The organism is Mesorhizobium sp. B2-3-5 (genome assembly GCF_006442395.1).
Lineage (GTDB): Bacteria > Pseudomonadota > Alphaproteobacteria > Rhizobiales > Rhizobiaceae > Mesorhizobium.
The window spans coordinates 1-17,323 of sequence record NZ_VFVX01000022.1 but is presented as its reverse complement, the minus strand read 5'-3'; the positions used below and the strand labels follow the sequence as shown (position 1 = coordinate 17,323).

Annotated in this window: 14 protein-coding genes; 6 read left to right on the top strand and 8 right to left on the bottom strand. The window is 63.3% G+C overall.

Annotated features, from left to right (window positions below):
• The 4 genes from FJ958_RS22025 to FJ958_RS22010 form a co-directional block, all read right to left on the bottom strand.
• On the bottom strand, nt 1-918 hold the full coding sequence (locus tag FJ958_RS22025; RefSeq protein WP_140745422.1) for a DMT family transporter: 918 nt from the start codon (nt 916-918) through the stop codon (nt 1-3).
• A 387-nt stretch (nt 919-1,305) separates the two neighbouring features.
• Complete coding sequence (uvrB, locus tag FJ958_RS22020) at nt 1,306-4,512, bottom strand: excinuclease ABC subunit UvrB (RefSeq protein ID WP_140745420.1); 3,207 nt, start codon at nt 4,510-4,512, stop codon at nt 1,306-1,308.
• A 125-nt stretch (nt 4,513-4,637) separates the two neighbouring features.
• Nucleotides 4,638-6,284: a DUF2778 domain-containing protein gene (locus FJ958_RS22015; RefSeq protein WP_140745418.1), complete on the bottom strand. Its 1,647-nt coding sequence runs from the start codon at nt 6,282-6,284 to the stop codon at nt 4,638-4,640.
• Between the two features lie 509 nt (nt 6,285-6,793).
• On the bottom strand, nt 6,794-8,050 hold the full coding sequence (locus tag FJ958_RS22010) for a hypothetical protein (protein WP_140745417.1): 1,257 nt from the start codon (nt 8,048-8,050) through the stop codon (nt 6,794-6,796).
• A gap of 152 nt (nt 8,051-8,202) precedes the next feature.
• On the opposite strand from FJ958_RS22010, the gene FJ958_RS22005 reads away from it, so the two are divergent.
• A complete protein-coding gene (locus FJ958_RS22005; protein WP_140745415.1) occupies nt 8,203-9,231 on the top strand; it encodes a CapA family protein in 1,029 nt (342 codons plus the stop codon).
• A 230-nt stretch (nt 9,232-9,461) separates the two neighbouring features.
• On the opposite strand, the gene FJ958_RS22000 is transcribed toward FJ958_RS22005, so the two are convergent.
• Nucleotides 9,462-9,956: a DUF2314 domain-containing protein gene (locus FJ958_RS22000; protein WP_140745414.1), complete on the bottom strand. Its 495-nt coding sequence runs from the start codon at nt 9,954-9,956 to the stop codon at nt 9,462-9,464.
• A gap of 450 nt (nt 9,957-10,406) precedes the next feature.
• On the opposite strand from FJ958_RS22000, the gene FJ958_RS21995 reads away from it, so the two are divergent.
• The 3 genes from FJ958_RS21995 to FJ958_RS21985 all read left to right on the top strand — a co-directional run bounded on the left by FJ958_RS21995 (nt 10,407) and on the right by FJ958_RS21985 (nt 13,117).
• Nucleotides 10,407-10,649, top strand: a complete 243-nt coding sequence (locus FJ958_RS21995; RefSeq protein WP_140745412.1) for a DUF1344 domain-containing protein — start codon at nt 10,407-10,409, stop codon at nt 10,647-10,649.
• 204 nt (nt 10,650-10,853) lie between these two features.
• Complete coding sequence (locus FJ958_RS21990; RefSeq protein WP_140745410.1) at nt 10,854-12,479, top strand: FAD-binding oxidoreductase; 1,626 nt, start codon at nt 10,854-10,856, stop codon at nt 12,477-12,479.
• Between the two features lie 14 nt (nt 12,480-12,493).
• Nucleotides 12,494-13,117 carry a hypothetical protein gene (locus FJ958_RS21985; protein ID WP_140745408.1) on the top strand — a complete coding sequence of 208 codons (624 nt, stop codon included), beginning with the start codon at nt 12,494-12,496 and terminating at the stop codon, nt 13,115-13,117.
• Between the two features lie 45 nt (nt 13,118-13,162).
• Here the strand turns inward: FJ958_RS21985 and FJ958_RS21980 are convergent, their stop codons facing one another.
• Entirely contained in the window at nt 13,163-13,684 is a 522-nt protein-coding gene (locus FJ958_RS21980) for a hypothetical protein (protein WP_140692237.1), read from the bottom strand.
• Between the two features lie 308 nt (nt 13,685-13,992).
• Here FJ958_RS21980 and FJ958_RS21975 point away from each other — a divergent pair, with 308 nt between their 5' ends.
• On the top strand, nt 13,993-14,664 hold the full coding sequence (locus FJ958_RS21975) for a hypothetical protein (protein ID WP_140745406.1): 672 nt from the start codon (nt 13,993-13,995) through the stop codon (nt 14,662-14,664).
• Here FJ958_RS21975 and FJ958_RS21970 read toward each other — a convergent pair.
• Both FJ958_RS21970 and FJ958_RS21965 read right to left on the bottom strand, forming a co-directional pair.
• On the bottom strand, nt 14,658-15,788 hold the full coding sequence (locus FJ958_RS21970) for a hypothetical protein (RefSeq protein ID WP_140745404.1): 1,131 nt from the start codon (nt 15,786-15,788) through the stop codon (nt 14,658-14,660). The two genes, FJ958_RS21975 and FJ958_RS21970, sit on opposite strands and share 7 nt — an antisense overlap.
• Before the next feature lie 6 nt (nt 15,789-15,794).
• On the bottom strand, nt 15,795-16,229 hold the full coding sequence (locus tag FJ958_RS21965; protein WP_140745402.1) for a hypothetical protein: 435 nt from the start codon (nt 16,227-16,229) through the stop codon (nt 15,795-15,797).
• A gap of 706 nt (nt 16,230-16,935) precedes the next feature.
• Between FJ958_RS21965 and FJ958_RS21960 the strand changes: the two genes are divergently transcribed.
• Nucleotides 16,936-17,323, top strand: a 388-nt coding sequence (locus tag FJ958_RS21960; protein WP_181176471.1) for a diacylglycerol kinase family protein, incomplete at its 3' end; no start/stop codon positions are given.

Here is a 17,323-nt window from a genome sequence, read left to right as displayed (position 1 = left end):
CTACACCAAAGGCGGGGCGGATGGCAAGGCCTCGGCCTGTGGCACCACCTTGGCGCTGCGCGGGAATGGGTCCAGCACCAGCACGCACCCGCCGATGATCGCCACCGCGCCGAAAGCCTGGATGACGGTCAGCGCCTCGCCAAGCATGACGGTGCCGACCAGCACCGCGATCGTGGTCACGGCGAATTCGACGCTGATCGCCCTGGTCGCGCCGATGCTGGCCACCAGCCGGAAATAGACGATATAGGTCATCGCGCTCATCATGCAGGCGAGGATAGCGAGGTAGAGGAAGTCAATCGTACGCGGCATCGCCGGCACCGGCACGGCGAGGAGCAGCGGCAGCGTCATCAGGCCGCCGAACAGGAAGACGGCACTGGTGACTTCCCACGAGCCTGCAGAGCGCAGATGCCGGTTGGCGTAATTGCTGCCGAAGGCGGCCGAGAACGAACTGAACAGGGAGGCAGCGCAACCAAAGGCAAATGGCGCCGTGATCGGGACGGCGGGAAAGCCGACCAGAACGATGATGCCGGCGGCCCCGAGCAACAGTCCCGCCAGCCCGCGAAGCGTGATGCGCTCGAGCCCCCACAGCTGGGCGATGATCATCGAAAACAGTGGGATCGCGGCGACCAGGATTGCCGCCATCGCCGTACCGATGCGCGGCGTGGCGTAGGACAGGCCGATCAGTTGAGCCGCCACGGTCGTCGCGCCGACCACGGCGAAGGGCCGCCAGCCGGCGCTGAAATCGAGCTTGCGCCTCGTCGCGGCGGCAAGCAGAAAAAGCGTGATGCCGGCGACGAGCGAACGCAAGGTGACCGCACCGACCCAGCCAAAGGCATGCACCACCTTGAGCAGCACCAGGAACGACAGCCCCCAGGTGACGGCCAGGAAGACGTAGGCGGCGATGTCTCTGGGTTTCATGGGCGGTGGGGAAGGTTGTTGCGGATTGCTGCGGCCTATCGTTTCCGCCGGAAGGTGGCAAGCTCGAGCTCATGGGCCAGCCGACGGGACGACGAGCCGGACTGCCGGCGTTTGCGCTGCCCCTCATCGCCCTGCCGGGCATTCGTCGTTCGAAAAGCCAAGCAATTGGCTTTTCGTCAGATGCGCGGACCACTTCTCAACTCCCCGTATAGTGGCGGGGAGAAGGACGCTGCCAACTTATACTTCGCCAATCGCCAGCGTTGCAAGACGGGCGGCGAGGTCGCGGCCAGCCGACTTCTCCCCGTTTACGGGGAGAAGGTGCCGGCAGGCGGATGAGGGGCAGCGCGACGCTCGTTTTCAGAAGCCACGCGCCTGAACTCCCTCTCCCTATCGTCCCGGCCGACCTGTCTTGCCTGGCCGGCGTTTTTCGCGGCGGGCGTCGCCGGGATCCTCATAAGAGCCGATGCCAGCGCGTTCGCGCTTGACCGGCTTCTCGCCCTCGATCGGCGTCTCGGTCCGCCGAACCGTCATCTCGTCCAGGGAATTCTTCTTGAACAGCGGCTTGGTGGTGTCGCCGGGAATGCCGAAGTCGGAGCCGTGTGCTTCCTCCGCCGACTGTTTCTTGAACAGCGAACGTGACACCGCACCCGCCGGCGTCGGCATGTCGGTGCCAGGCCCCATGTCGTCGATCGACGGCTTGGCGAATAGCGGCTTCTTCACCGGCACCGCGCCGTCGGCGCCCATCTCGTCGAGCGCGGGCTTGCGGAAGAGGTTGGGCCGGGCAGCCTTGGCTGCCTCTTCGGCTGCACGTGCTTCATCAAGCTTGCGGAAACGCTCCTGTTCCTCTGCCGTACGATGTTTGGCCACGCCCTTGTTGTGTTTGCCCTTTTCGCGGCCCGAGGCGGGACTTTGGCCTTCCACCTCGCGCGCCAGCGGATCGTCGGAGATCGACAGTTCCATCTCGCGCAGCCGCTTGATCTCGTCGCGGATGCGGGCCGCCTTCTCGAAGTCGAGATTGGCGGCGGCGTCGCGCATCTGCTTGTCCAGCGCGTCGAGATGGGCCTTGAAATTGTTGCCCATCATGGCGCCGGCACTGTCGGTGAACTGCGAGATGTCGGCGCGGACGTGGTCCTTTTCGTAGACCGAGTCCAGGATGTCCGAGATCCGCGACTTCACCGATTCCGGCGTGATGCCGTTGGCGGCGTTCCACTCCATCTGCTTTTCACGGCGGCGGTTGGTCTCGGCCATCGCCCGTTCCATCGAGCCGGTGACCTGGTCGGCGTAGAGGATGACCTTGCCGTCGACATTGCGGGCGGCGCGGCCGATGGTCTGGATCAGCGAGGTCTCCGAGCGCAGAAAACCTTCCTTGTCGGCGTCGAGAATGGCGACGAAGCCGCATTCGGGAATGTCGAGGCCCTCACGCAGAAGGTTGATGCCGACCAGCACGTCGAAAGCGCCGAGGCGCAGGTCGCGCAGGATCTCGATGCGCTCCAGCGTGTCGATGTCGGAGTGCATGTAGCGCACGCGCACGCCTTGCTCGTGCAGATATTCGGTCAAGTCCTCGGCCATGCGCTTGGTCAGCACCGTTACCAGCGTGCGATAGCCGGCCTTGGTGGTCTCATGGATCTCACCGACGACATCGTCGACCTGGCTCTTGGCCGGACGCACCTCGACCGGCGGATCGATCAGCCCGGTCGGGCGGATGACCTGTTCGGCGAAGACGCCGCCGGCCTGCTCCATTTCCCAGCCGCCGGGCGTCGCCGACACGGCGACGGAGAGCGGGCGCATGGCGTCCCATTCCTCGAAACGCAGCGGCCGGTTGTCCATGCAGGACGGCAGGCGGAAGCCATATTCGGCCAGCGTCGCCTTGCGGCGGAAGTCGCCGCGATACATGCCGCCGATCTGCGGCACGGTGACGTGGCTTTCATCGATGAAGACCAGCGCATTGTCTGGAATGTACTCGAACAGCGTCGGCGGCGGATCGCCCGGCTGCCGGCCGGTGAGATAGCGCGAATAGTTTTCGATGCCGGCGCAGGAGCCGGTCGCTTCCAGCATCTCCAGGTCGAAGCGGGTGCGCTGCTCCAGCCGCTGCGCCTCCAGCAGGCGGCCGGCGCGTTCGAGTTCGACCAGCCGCAGCTTGAGCTCTTCCTTGATCGACTTGATCGCCTGGTTCAGCGTCGGGCGCGGCGTCACATAGTGCGAGTTGGCGTAGATTTTGACGCTTTTCAGCTCGCCGGTCTTCTGGCCGGTCAGCGGATCGAACTCGGTGATTGCCTCGATCTCGTCGCCGAACATCGAGATGCGCCAGGCGCGGTCCTCAAGGTGGGCGGGGAAGATCTCGATCGTGTCGCCGCGCACGCGGAACGAGCCGCGCACGAAATTGATGTCCTGCCGCTTGTATTGCTGGGCGACGAGATCGGCGAGCAGGGCGCGCTGGTCGAGCCGGTCGCCGATCTGCATCTGGAAGGTCATCGCCGTATAGGTCTCGACCGAGCCGATACCGTAGATGCAGGACACCGAGGCGACGATGATGACGTCGTCGCGCTCGAGCAGCGAACGCGTCGCCGAGTGGCGCATGCGGTCGATCTGCTCGTTGATCGAGGATTCCTTCTCTATGAAGGTGTCGGTGCGCGGGACGTAGGCTTCCGGCTGGTAATAGTCGTAGTAGGAGACGAAATACTCGACCGCATTGTCGGGGAAGAACTTCTTGAACTCGGAATAGAGCTGTGCGGCCAGCGTCTTGTTGGGCGCCAGGATCAGGGCAGGGCGCTGCGTCTCCTCGATCACCTTGGCCATGGTGAAGGTCTTGCCGGAGCCGGTGACGCCGAGCAGCACCTGCGTACGATCATTGTTGTCAACGCCTTCGACCAGGTCCTTGATGGCCGTCGGCTGGTCGCCGGCCGGTTCGAAGTCCGACACCATTTTAATGGCGATGCCGCCTTCCGATTTTTCCGGGCGGGCAGGGCGATGCGGCGTCCACAGCACGCCGTCCTTGTGCAGCGGATTACCAGATTCGATCAGCGCCGACAGCGCGGCCACCGTGGCGGTGACGCCACTGGAGGTCATCGTCTCGGCCTCTTCCAGCGAGATATCGAGGCCGGCTACCGGATTGAGGCCGACTGCCGCGCGTTCACGGGCGGTGGCCGCGCCACCCATCGAGGTGCCGCGTGCGGTTCGGCCCGGCGCGGCGGAGCGCTCGGGAATCTTCTTCGACTTGGCGCTATCCCTCCCCCTTGAGGGGAGGGTGGCGGCGGAGCCGCCGGGTGGGGTCGGTTCGACCGGATTCGGCGCCTTTCTATGTCGAGCGCTTCCTCCGGCGACCCCCTCTGTCGCCTTCGGCGACATCTCCCCCTCAAGGGGGGAGATCAGGTGGCGCCCTTCGCGCTCGGCCTCCCGCTCGATCTGCTCGGCCCAATCGGAGATCGAACCGGTCAGCGGCGTGCCGGACAGTTCGGGTTGCGGCATCTCGGCGAAGCCGCCCTTGTGCAGTGGCTCCGAAGCGTCGAGGAAATCGGTCAGCGGGCTGCGCCGCTTCGGCGCGGCGCGGTCGTCATTCGCCGTCGGCGGCGTTCTTTTGTCGGGGGATTTGGCCATGTCCCGAATATGGGATTTCCTGGCGAAAATGGAAAGAGCGGGATGCAGCGAGGCGCTGCGCCTGCTCCGGCTCCTGACAGCAGGCTGTCAGGAGGAGGCAACTCCCTGGCGGCGCCTTTCAGTCTTCAGGCACCGCGTGCGTTGTCCGACGCCACCTGGGTCGGCGATCCGCTTAAGCGCGGCACTACGACGAGTCGTGTGACCTTGCCCTTCTTGAAGGCGGCGAGGAAGCGCGCATAGTCCCTGAAGACGACGCAGCCGTTGGACTCGGCGCGGCCGCCGCGCAGCATGTAGGTGTGGGCGAGCAGGCCGTTACGGTTGTATTTGTTGCCGCCGCCCACTGGTGTCAGGCGGAGGGCCTCGACGCCATGGAAGCGGGATTCGCGCAGCGACAGATTATAGGTATTGGGCGGCGTCGGACCACGATCCTTCACGTGAACATAGCGCGGCTGGTCGACCATGGCGCCGAGGCCTGAATGCGCCTCGAGCCGCTGGCCATCCGGCATGTAGACGGTCTTGGCCGAGATGTCATAGACGGCTACGCCGTGGCCGGCTCCGCTTCCGGCGCTCGGCCCGCTGAACAGGTTCCTGAACGCCTGGCCAAGGCCGCCCGAAGGTGTGTCGGGCTTGGCATAGGCCAACGCGTCGCCGCCGTCACCAGCCCGCCCTTGCCGGGCCGGCTGCCTGGCCTGCTGGACCGGTTTGGCCTGCAGGAGCGGCTTTTGCTCTACGATCCTGGGCTGTGGGGCCGGCTTCTGCTCCACGATCCTGGGCTGTGGAGCCGGCTTATCCTGCTCCACGGCCTTGGGCTCCGGCGCGTCGTATTGCGGGCGACGGGTCGGCAGCGGCACGTCGTCGGTGAGCGCGTCCGGCAGCGAAGCGGCATCGCCGGGCTGTTCCTGCTGGGTCTCGACAGGCGTAACCGCGACGTCGGCAGAGGATTCGGTCATCGGCAGCGGCGAGGCGAATGCTTCGTCCTCGACCGGCATCGACTGGACGAGGGCAAGCGCCAACTGCGCGTTGTCAGGTGTATCCGACTGGGCGAAACCCATCGGCGCCGGCGCGGTCTGTACGACAACGGAACCCGTATCGAGACGGGCGAAGCGCTCCGCCGCCGGTGCCGGCATGTCATCCGACAGGCTGGCCACCTGGACGGACGGCACCAGCGATGCCTCGGTGATTTGCGGCGTGGCGCTGGAAATCACGGGACGGGCGTTGGGGGCGGCAGCCGGCTTCCCCGCGCCGGCGAAGGCCGCAGCGAGCCTGGACGGCGACAGCGACGCTTCCATGCGTTCGAAACGCTCCTGCGACTTCGACTTGACGGTCGGCGGGGCGACAGCAGCAACCGGCTTTGCCTGTGCCACAAGGCGCGTGGATTTCTCCGCCCGAGGGCTCACCGCGGCGAGCTTGAAGCAGCCGGCGCCGCATTGCACGGCATGGTCATGCAGGGCTTGCACGCCGCCATGGGCGTTGGCCAGCACGAAGGCCGAAGAACTGAGGAAATGTTGTTTCAGCGGATCGGCGAGGGCGAGCGTGCGCGACATGGACAGCGTCTGCGGCAGGCCGCTCGATGCCGAGGACAGCGAGGCGCCGATTGAGCTGAGGCCCGCCATCGTGCCGACCAGCCACAGGCCTACGGCGGCACCGACGCCGGGCACCGCCACCCAGCGGACGATCCGTTCAGGGTTGAAGGATGAGGCACGTGGCGCGTCACCGGCGGTCTCGCCGTCCCAACGCTTGTCCCCGACGATTTTCTTACTCAAGAACGCCATGCAACCAATCTTGCTCCAATCGGCTCCCACGTCCGCGGCTGTGATAGCCGCGACGACCATTCTGTGAGTGATCCCAGGTGGTCCCCGACGCGTTTGCCGCGCCTGTCGTTAGTTGCCGATTGCTTCAAAATATGGACAAAGTTGGTTAACCAATCCCTCTCAAAACCAACAGAGAGACGTGGACTTTGTGCCGAAAAAGGCTCGTCCACGATCATGCACGCGGTATTGCAGCCCTTCCAAGGGTGTTTTGCTGCCTGTTTTTGCCGGCCAAGTCAAGCAAAACAGGCTTTGCTAATGTTTGTGGTAAGGCGGTTCGGCTGTGCCTGCGGCAATCGGGCACGCCATCCGCCGTCCGCCTGCTCGCTGAAAACGCCTCGGCATCCCCGCAAAACTGTTGCCATGTTGCCACGATTTTCGGGCCGGCAGGCTCAAGGCTGCTGCCTTCCTTGTGCTGCGTGCCCGCAGGTGCGGCGGGGCAATGGCGCGCCAACTGCGCAGGAAGTCAAGCCTCAGTTGAACCAGAGGGCGAAGGTCAAAAAGCCGCCGCCGCCGAACTCGCGCTGGATCTGATCGAAATCCTCGCTGGTCAGGATCTTGCCGCTTTCGAGGTAGGGCGCGATGCCGGGGCCGGTGATCGACAAAACGAGGTCGAAAGGCTTGGGCTCGTCGAAGAAGCGCTTCATGTTGATGCCCTTGCCGGTGATGCGGAAATGCGGCAGCAGCACACGCCCTTCGAGCAGATCCTCGGCCATGGTCAAGGTGGCGAGCCAGGCCTGCACCTGTTCCTCGCCGACTTCGAGACCGGTGAGCGGGTTCTCGCCCTTCTGCCGCGGGCCGGGCAGCCATTCGCGGTCATTGTCTGTCTCGGCGCGGATCGCCTTCCAGTCCTCGCGCGACAGCCGGATCATTTCGAGCAGTTCGCGGCGCGCCGCCTTGCGGCGCTCCGGCTCGACCACTGGCCAGTTGATGAGATGCACCATCGAAATGAAATCGGCGATGCGCCATTCCGAGGAGAAGATGTTGCTGCCCACGTCGCTCGGCGGCGGCACGAGAATGTCCTGCAACGGCAGTTTGGCAAGTGGGAACAGCATGTGGAAGGAGCCGTCGAACATGCTCCTGAAATCATGCGCCAGCCAGAAATCGGCCTGCGCCATCAGGAACTCGGCATAGCCTTGCAGCCAGTAACCGTCCGCACGATCGAAGCGGAAGGTGAGCGCGGGCGTGGCGTCGCCCTGCGAGATGCTGCCGCGCGACAGCGCGGCCATGATGGCCGCCATGCTTTCGTCGGGCGCGATCGTGCCGTCCTCATTGAGGTCGATGCCGACATGGGTGAGGTCGATGACCATGCCGATATCGGCATCGGCCGGCACCGAACCAAGCGTGGTGGCGGATTTCTCCAGCCGATCGCGGAAGGCGACCAGGATGGCGCGGAACTGCTCATAGGTGAGCGGCTCGGGGTTGGGATTTTCTGGTACTGGCAATTGCATCAGCGGCAGCATGAAGGATCGCGGGCTCTCGAAGCCATGGCGGTGCAGGCCGCTGGCCAGCAACTCCAGCGCGGTGAAGAACTCGCCGGCGCCGGCGGCATAGGCCGATGCGGGATCCTTCGGCGCGGCCGCCTCCAGCGTCGACAGGGCGCTGTCGCGCGCGGCCACGGTCTTCGCCTGGAAAAGCGCGGTTGCCGCTTCGGGCATGGGGGCGCCGGCGGAAGACAGGGGCACAATGACAATGAAGGCGGACGCCAGCAGGCTCGCTATTCGTATCATCTTTCCCTCCCAAGCGATGTCGTCCGGCGCGACCATACACAAATTTGCGATGCCGCGCCTGTCAGGGCCGCCGCGCTGTCCACATCGTTGAGCGTCGACGGCTTCAACCCGCCCGCTGGAAAGTCTAAACAAGGCAAACGATTGGGCATTGCGTGTCGAACTATCCGCTCTCCTACAAGCTGTCCTGGCTGCCGCGATTCCTGAAACCGTCGCTCGGCGGCGATGCCAGCGGGTTTGCGCCGATGGCGGGGACGTTGATGGAGCCGCCGCCGGAGCGGACGGTGCGGCTTGCCTTCATCGGCGACATCTCGGCGGTGGCCAACGGCAGCGCGCCGGACTGCGATCCGGCGATCAAGGCGCTGCTTGGCGCCGCCGATCTGGTGATCGGCAATTGCGAAAGCCCGGTCGTGGACAGGCCGAGTGCCGTGCTGGGGACAAAGCTCGGCACGCATCATGCCATGAGCGAACGGTTTCTGGCCGAGGCGCTGGCGGCGGCCGGTATCGCGCGTGAAAAGCTCGTGCTGTCGCTGGCCAACAATCATGTCCTCGACCAGGGCGTCGCCGGTTTCGACGAGACGGTGGCGGCGCTGAAGCGGCTCGGCATCCGCACCATTGGCCTGGCCGCCGACGGCCTGGTGCAGGCTGTCAAAGCCGGACCGTTGAGTGTCGGCTTCGCCGCCTTCACGCTGTGGCGCAATGCCGACGAGCGCCTGTTTGCCGGGCGCGTGTCGATGGACAGCGACCCGACGGGCTGGCCACGCGATCGTCTCGACCTTCTCTGCGCGATCCCGCATTGGGACTGGGAGTTCCGGCATTTTCCGCGCTCCGCGACGCGGGCATTGGCCAGACGCCTGGCCGGGCAGGGCGTCGGGGTGATCGCCGGCCATCACGCCCATGTGGTTCAGCCGGTGCAGCGGATCGGCGGGACGGTCGTCGCCTATGGGCTCGGTGATTTCCTCGGCACCGCTTTCGCCCGCCAACCCTGGCCGGGTCGCGTTGGCGGGATTTTCGCCGTCGACGTCAGCGCGGATGAAGGGACGCGTGGTGCCATTGCATCCTACCGGCTGCATCCCTTTGTGCGGCTGCGGGACGGAGATCATGAACGGCTGGTGCCGGTCGAGGCGTTGGCAGGTGCGATGAGGGGAAAGGTCGAGGGGCGGTTGAGGGCGGTCTTTCCATAGTGCTGCAACTGAAGGCCGGGCTATTTGCCTATCGCCCAGGTGGGTCGGCGCCAGCGTTTGCCTGAAAGGCGCGGCCTCGCGGCGCACGACAGGTGCGAGGCACCCTTGAATCTCTTCGCCACGCGTCTGAATCTCTTCGCCACGCGTCGAGACTGCATCCTCCGCAGCCTTGATGAATGCGGTTACCCAGTTCGGCACTATGATGCGCGTCAAGACGGAAGCTGGGCGGCTCAGCAGTCGAATCCGTATTTGCCGCGCATATAGTCGACCTCTTCCTTGGACATCTTCTTGAACATCACGCAGACGGTGAAGCTGCCGACCTGGCGGCCATTCCTGGTGTATCCCCAGTCGGAAATATCGTCCCGCGTGAACTCGATGTTCTGGCCGAGCACCACATTGTGCACGTGCTCCGGCTGGTTCGCCAATATGCCGACAAAACCCGCCTCGGTGCGGCGAAACGGTATGACCCAGAAGTGCTCGGTGACGTTGCCGTCGCGCACCTGGACCTTCAATTTGAACCTATCCGTGCCGGAGGGAGGCGCTTCCGCCAAGGCCAGGAATTCATCGAGCCTGGCGAGCGCCCGCGCGGTGGCCGCACTCATGTCCGGATCGCCCGGAGCAAAGATGACCGTTTTGTCGTCGCCCGGGTCCGCGCCTTGTGCGCCGGCCAATCCCGGAGCAAACGCCAGCATCAGGGATATCATGGTCCGGACTACGCGTTTCATCGAGGGCCCTCACCATAGTTGCCGCCACCATCCCGCATCCATTTCGGGTTTGCAACCGGGACGCGAGCCTCATCCGCTCAAGGGACATTCGAGCTGATCCCATGAAACAAAATTTGACCTTGTGGGACGCCGCCAGACAGTTTCGTGATCCTGCACCAGACGGATTGCGGCGGCTGCGTGATGCCTGCAACCCGCCAGCCACAATTGGCTAACCGACTCTTTTCGTGGAAAGAAGTGGGCTCATTGGGAAGGCCGAAACATCGGGAAACCACGTCGGCCGGAAGCAATGTGTCAGAATTAAGCTTATGATTTCCTTTGCTAAAATTCACTCAATGTGATTTGCGAGAAGCAGGTCTTCCGTTCCAGTCTCGGCTCGTTCGGTGCCGTCGTTCCCCAAGGCGGCGGCCCTCAAACAGCCGGACGAAACCGAAACAGCACGGAGTGCTATCGATGAAGAAGACCCTCGCAACCACCGCCGCTCTGCTCGCCTTCCTCGGCACGGCCTATGCCGCGACCGTTCAGGGCACCATCCAGGCCGTCGATCCGACGACCAAGTCGATCACCCTCGACGACGGCAAGATCTACCAGTTGTCGCCGGAGGCGACCGTCGGCAAATTGAAGGTCGGCGCCAAGGTGGCGGTGACCGTCGACGACAAGACCGGCATGGTGACGTCGATCAAGAAGGCTTCTTAGACGTGAACGTCATGCGTCGGCAGACCTGCTGACCTTATCTTTCAGACCCTGCTCCAATGCTGGCCGATTCCCCAGGGGATCGGCCATTTCATATTCTTGGTCACTCACCATCAGGCGATCAGGACGGCGAAACGCCGTTCCGGCAGCGCCGCTATGGTTTTTACCAAAGAGCCGCGCTATCCCTTGGCCAACGGGGGAATCTGCATGGCCGAGGAACAGAAGGGGTTTCGCTTGTCGCGGCGCTTGCTGCTCGGTGCCGCGGTGGTCGGCGGCGCGGTGCTTTGGGGCGGCACCACGATGGCGCGGCTGGCGCGCGGGCCCTCGGGGCTGAAGAACGCCGGGCGCATCGCCGATATCGACGGCATCGCCCTGCCGCTGAAGCCGCTGGAGAATACCCCCGTCTTCGATCCTTCGCTGCCCTGGTCGGCCAAGGGCGGCGACATCAACGACGCCAGCGGCCTGTCGAGGACGCCGGTCTATGGCGTCGTCGAGGTGAGTGAGGAAGGCCATGTCGCCAAGGCGCTGGCCTTCGCGCGCGCTAATGGATTGAAGGTCTCTCTGGCCGCAATTCGCCACTCCATGGGCGGACATGCCTTCGACGACAACGCACTGGTGCTCGACCTGCGAAAGTTCGACAAGGTCAGCATCGATGCGGCGGCCAGGACCATGACGGTCCAGCCGGGCGCGCGCTGGCACGATATCCAGAACATGCTGCATCCGCGCTTCGCGGTGAAGGCGATGCAGTCGACCGACATCTTCTCCGTCGGCGGCTCGCTGTCGGTCAACGCGCATGGCATGGACCATCAGGCGGGCTCGGTGGCGCGCTCTATCCGGTCGATGCGCGTGATGCTGGCCGACGGTTCGGTGACCATATGTTCGCCAACGGAGAACATTGACCTGTTCCGTCATGTCGTCGGCGGCTACGGATTGTTCGGCGTGGTGCTGGAGGCGACGCTCGATATCGTCGACAATGCCGTCTACCGGACCTCCCGGCAAATCATCAAATCCGACGATTTTCCGAAGTTCTTTGCCGAGGTGCTGGAGCCGAACAGAGACATCGGCCTGTTCTACGGCCATCTGTCCACGGCACCGGGCAATTTCCTCGAGGACATGATCGTCTATCGCTACGACAAGGTGGCAGAGCAGCCACCGACCGATCAGCCGGCGCTTGGCGAACCGGAAGGGGTAGGCCTGAAGCGGGTGATCATGAATCTGGCAAAATGGGGCAGCGCATTCCAGGAGCTGAAATGGTTCACCGAGAAGACGCTGGAGCCTAGATTCGAGAGCTGCACCGTAGCGCGCACCTCGGCCATGGCGGAAGGCGAGGCCTGCCTCGTCACCCGTAACAATCCGATGCATGATTCGGTGCCGTATCTGTTCAACGATCTGGCTGATGAGACCGACATCCTGCACGAATATTTTATTCCGCGCGCTGCCTATGTCGAGTTCATCGCCGAAGCCCGCGAAATCCTGCGCGACCAGCCGCTGCCGGTGCTCAACGCCTCGGTCCGCGTCGTCCACAAGGAGGATGTGGCGCTGACCTACGCGTCCGAGCCGGCCTATTCGCTGGTGCTCTACATCAATCAGGCGACCGACGCCGACGGCAACGCCAAGATGCGGGCGCTGACGCGGGCGCTGATCGACGTGACGATCAAGCATGGCGGGCGCTTCTTCCTGCCCTACCAGCTGCATTATACGGCCAGGGAATTGCTGGCATCCTATCCCGAACTGCCGGCCTTCCTGGCGGCAAAACGGCAATATGACCCGACGGAACTGTTTTCCTCGACCTTCTACCGTGCCATCAAGGCGCTGAGCAGGGTGGTGTCGTAGGCAGGAGAACAACCATGCGGATGGTATCAGCGGCAGCCCTCATTCTCATCGCGCTGTGCGCTGAACCGGCCGGAGCCGAGGACCTCAAGGCCTTCAGGTTGACCATCGATGGCGTGACGGTCGACATCGATCCCGGCGAAACCGCCGATGTGACGCTGCCTGGCGGCAAAAAGAGCAAGGTGACGCTCGAGCGCAACGACTTCGCCACCTTTTCGGGCGGCAGTTTCTCCTTCGTCCATCCGAGCGACATTTCGGTGACCAAGACCGATCTCGGCGAAAACATCACACAGTATCTGATGGCCTCGGCGCTGGGCACGATCGTCGTGGTGCAGGAATACGGCAAGATGAATCCGGTGTCGCTCAACCAGCTCATGCTGCAGGAGATGACCAAGGAATCGGTGCAGGCGGGTGCCGAACTGACACAGCAGCCGACGACGCGCAAGCTCGCCGACGGCAAGGAATTGACCGGCATCCGCGCCGAGGTGAAGACGCGCACGGATACCGCCTATTTCGAGATCGTCGGCTTCGGCCTTGCCGATCAGGGCCTGCTGTTCATCACACGCGTCGCCGGCGAGGACGCGGCCACCGAAAAGCCGCTGATCGACAAGTTCTGGGAGAGTCTGAAGGTGAAGATGTAGGTGCTGACGCACGTCGCGCTGAAACGTGCTTTGGATCCTTGTTGGCTACAGCCCCGTCGGCACCAGGCCGGCCAACCAGTTCACCGAGCGCTTTGCCGCGTCGGCGGTCGCCGAAGCGGCGCGGCCAAGATCTGTCTTGACCACGGCGTAGCCATTCTTGGTGCGATAGAGCGTGCCGGTTCCACCATCGACCACCTGTTCATAGGCGACGGGCCGGGCGGCGGCCGCGTCCATGGCCGTCGTCGGCGAGCCGACCGGGACGCTTGGCCGGTGGCTCAGCTCCGGCGGCAGCGGCCGTTCGGGCGCAACGGTCCGGTTGGCGGGCTTCAGTTCCGGGCGGGACGCCGTAGCGGCCAGTTGCGAGGAGGACGCCGAGCCCTTGGTGCGGCAGATGCCGGACACCAGGGGATAATTGAAATTATGCTGGCGCAGGATCTGGCTCTTCATCGCGGCTTCGCACTCGGCGATGGTCGACCATTTGGCCGGCGTCTCGCCAATATATTCGCAAAGCTTGGCGTCGCAGTCGCAGCCCACAATGGTCATGGCGACAAGGGCGGTCTTGATCAAGGTCTTGTCCCTTCGAGATGCCCCCCGGCAGCCCAGTCAGGTGCATGCCGCGTTCCAGGCGGCATGCGATCCTCCATCGCGCGCGATCAAGGCGGGATTTTGGCCTCGATCGCGGAATGAGTTTGACCGGGTTGAAAATGCTCCGCCGATGCCAAATGTGACAGGCCTCGCCTTGGCTGATTTGTCAGGCCGGAGGCAGCACTCGTCTCGGCAAAATCCCAGGGCGCACCGGTTCAAAATCCCCAGCCTATCTGATTTGAGGCGGAAATAATTCATGATAGTATAGTTTTTCATCAAGAGGATTTTCAATGCCTTCGAAGTGTTGGGCTTGCCAAAGCGATCTCGCCGATGGACAAATATTTTGCAATGAATGTAAAAATTGGCAAGGTTGGAGAAAGTATTTTAACATATCGACGCTCACCTTCTCGCTGATAATTGCGTTCGTGTCTGTGTTGGGCGCTGTCGGACCTGAGATAAAGCTGCTGTTTTTCCCTGGATCACCTAATCTTTCGGTTGCTGGATCGTACATAACCGGACAGGTGAAAAAAGGAGGCGCTTATTTTGGCGATTATACCTTGCAGATCTCGGCGACGAATACTGGAGAGGTAACCACGTCGCTCCGACCAAATCTGATTTGCAAAAACGTTAGCGATTCACAACGTCTGTTGGCTTTCGATGCCATTAGTCCAACAATCGTCGAGGCTGCAAAGTCCACGATTGTCAGCTACAAACGGCGATTTATCGAATTCCATAAAGGTCCGCCGACCGATGTTCAGATCAGCACCACTGGTACTTACAAATGCGATGTAGCTCTCCACCCGCCATCCAAGGTTATCATTGTCAATCACAATGACAACACCGCCGCTGAGCAGCTAAATTTTGCTATCATCTCCATCAATTCAATCGATCCAGACTGCACCATCGAAACTCTCACGGAAGCAACCTTGCAGAAATGTTCTGAAAATATCACCGCTCAGTAGTCGTAGACGTGTTCGAGCCTGGCGCCGGCCTTCATCAGCGCCGGCAGCACCAGATGCAGCTTGCGCACGGCCACGACCATGCCGGTGCGGCGTGTCGAGGGATCCGCCGGGAGCGGATAGCTGAACAGGATGCGCATGCCTTCGGGAACGGCGATCGAGTCCGTGGAAAGCACTGTCACCATGATCTCGTCATTGCCGCCGATCTCGACGAAGGAGACACCCTTGTCGATCAGGCGCGGAATCATGTCGGTGAACACCTGGTAGCGCTTGGTGACGAAGATGGTGCCGTCAGCGCCCATGTCGCGTTCGAGCAAAGTGTCGGGCTCGTTGCGGGTGGCTTCGCCGACCGGACCCCTGGCCCAGACGTGGACGTCGAGGAAGGCCGGATCGGCGGTGGCGGCAAGCGCCTGCTTGATCAGGTCGGCATAGCCCTGCTTGATGGTATCGGCGAGACCGAAGGCAAGCTTGCGTTCGCTGGTGCGGATGGAGCTGTCGCCAGGCGCCGGCTGCACGGCAAACAGGCCGGCGCGCTTTTCGGCATAGGGGAACTGGTACCACGGCACCTGGTCGAGGAAGGCTGCGTAGTCCGCCGCCACCTTGGCCTGGTAGATGTCGGCGGCGGTGCGCTTGGCCGACGTCGCCTCGGTGACGCGGCCGACGGTGTTCTCATAGGCCCACTGGAGGATATGCTCGATCGAGTGGCTGGTGCCGATGATGACCAGCATCTGGTGGTTGGCATAGTTGAACTTGTAGGCGGAACTCGCGCGGATCACCGTGGCGTAGTCCTGCCAGAAGCGGCCGACATAGGACCAATAGGGAAAGCCGCTCGGCTGATCCTTGGCGACGAAGCCGGCATATTCGCGCGCTGCGTAGACGATCGCCCATTCCGGATAGGTGAGGAAAGTCGATTCCTCCGGCCGCTGGTAGCCGGGGATTTCGGCGCGCACCTTTTCGGCCAGCGCCTTGGGCGGCGCGCCATCGGCGATGCCGGGCAAAGGCGACTTGTCGAGCGCCGGGGTGGTCAGGAAGCCATAGGCCAGCCCGGCGATCGGGATCAGGATGACGATGACGATCAGCCAGAGGATCGTCTTGACGAGGCGCTTCAGCCAGCGGAACAGGACCATGGCCGGTCAGGCCGTGGCGAAGTGGTCGTGTATGCGCTTCGACAGCCGGAAGCCGACATAGACGGCGAAGCCGCCGATGACGATGTGCGGCAGGTTGGCGAAGAAGCGGACGGGGAATTCGATGTCGTTGAGGGAACGGAAGCCGTTGATGAAGATGCCAGCATCGAGGCAGCCGGAACCTGTGATCAACCCGAGCACACCGTCGAACAGGTAGACCGAGCCGAACAGCTTGAAATAGAACACCGCCTGGCGGTGCGAGATGAAGGCAGCGGCCAGCGCCCAGGCGCCGGAGAAGGCGTGCAGCAGGTCGTCGTACCATTGCAGTGAGAACAGACCGAACAGATTGCCGTTGGCATCATTGAATGCGGGTATGTAGCCAATGGCGACGACGCCGAAGAACAGAAAGGCGTAGGCAACGGCAAGCTTCTGGATCAGCGTCATGAAGTATCCCCCTTCAACCGACACGGAAGGTTAGCCGATTTTTGGCGTCGGTTGCAGCCCCAACCGGAAACACTGTTAAAATTGTGGGGATAGGCAAAAGACAGTCGGCGCCGGGATTCCCAGCGCCTCCCTGTCAGATCAGGACACGGTCGCGGCAGCAACTTCCGTACAGTCGTCGCGCCATGCCGGCCTTGATTTTGACGGTCCTGCCAGAAGCCGCCCAGGGGCAGCATCCGTTCCAGACCACGCTGGCCTTGGCCCTTGCGGGCTTTGCCCTGAGTGCCATCGAAGGTTTTTGCCGTCCTTCATGGCAGCATCGGTCCGCCGTCGGCGTTGGCACGCTTTCCGCGGCCCCGTAGATCTCGGCTTCCGTCCCTCGCACAGGCAAGCCTGTTCTCGATCCGGGCCGTACGGGCCTCAGGAAATCCGCCTTTCACTTTCGCCTTTCGGCTCGATGATCGGTAGCCGCCTGAGATGGGTTGAACTTACGCCGGGTAAGGGTTCTGAGGAATGGGCCCGGGCCTGTGGATAGTGGGATTATCGGGGAGCGTTTGCCACTGGGCCCGGAATTTCGGCCCTGACTGCTTTAGACAGCCTGCCCCTACTTTTTAATGCTCCGATCGAAGGTCCCTCTTGCTCCGCCAATGGGCGCGGGCTTCAATGCCGGCAAAGGATCGAGCACAGCTCGGCGCGGGGAGGATGCGCATTGAAAGTTGGGGTGGTTCTCAATCCGATTGCCGGCGGCGGCCGGCTGAAACGGTATTGGCCTGAGGTCACCGCTTCGCTGAAGAAGCACTTTGGCGATTTCGAGATGCGCGAGACGCAGGCCGAGGGGGACGCCGAGCGGCTGGCGATCGATCTGGCGGCAAACGGTTTCGACCTGGTGATCGCGGCCGGCGGCGACGGCACGGCGAGCGAAGTGGCAGACGGGCTGCTGCAGGCCGGCGAGGAGGGCGGGCGGAAGACCGAACTCGGCTTGCTGCCCTGCGGCACCGGCATCGATTTCGCGCGCGGGCTCGGCCTGCCGAAGGAGGTCGATGCGAGCCTCGAGCGGATGGCCGAGGCGAAGGCGAGGGCCGTCGACGCCGGCCGCA

Excerpts from the sequence above, each read along its gene's own strand:
- FJ958_RS22015 (WP_140745418.1), bottom strand. The coding sequence starts at position 6,284 with ATGGCGTTCTTGAGTAAGAAAATCGTCGGGGACAAGCGTTGGGACGGC.
- FJ958_RS22000 (WP_140745414.1), bottom strand. The coding sequence starts at position 9,956 with ATGAAACGCGTAGTCCGGACCATGATATCCCTGATGCTGGCGTTTGCT.
- uvrB (WP_140745420.1), bottom strand. The coding sequence starts at position 4,512 with ATGGCCAAATCCCCCGACAAAAGAACGCCGCCGACGGCGAATGACGAC.
- FJ958_RS22025 (WP_140745422.1), bottom strand. The coding sequence starts at position 918 with ATGAAACCCAGAGACATCGCCGCCTACGTCTTCCTGGCCGTCACCTGG.
- FJ958_RS21975 (WP_140745406.1), top strand. The coding sequence starts at position 13,993 with ATGCCTTCGAAGTGTTGGGCTTGCCAAAGCGATCTCGCCGATGGACAA.
- FJ958_RS21965 (WP_140745402.1), bottom strand. The coding sequence starts at position 16,229 with ATGACGCTGATCCAGAAGCTTGCCGTTGCCTACGCCTTTCTGTTCTTC.
- FJ958_RS21995 (WP_140745412.1), top strand. The coding sequence starts at position 10,407 with ATGAAGAAGACCCTCGCAACCACCGCCGCTCTGCTCGCCTTCCTCGGC.
- FJ958_RS21990 (WP_140745410.1), top strand. The coding sequence starts at position 10,854 with ATGGCCGAGGAACAGAAGGGGTTTCGCTTGTCGCGGCGCTTGCTGCTC.
- FJ958_RS21970 (WP_140745404.1), bottom strand. The coding sequence starts at position 15,788 with ATGGTCCTGTTCCGCTGGCTGAAGCGCCTCGTCAAGACGATCCTCTGG.
- FJ958_RS22010 (WP_140745417.1), bottom strand. The coding sequence starts at position 8,050 with ATGATACGAATAGCGAGCCTGCTGGCGTCCGCCTTCATTGTCATTGTG.
- FJ958_RS21985 (WP_140745408.1), top strand. The coding sequence starts at position 12,494 with ATGCGGATGGTATCAGCGGCAGCCCTCATTCTCATCGCGCTGTGCGCT.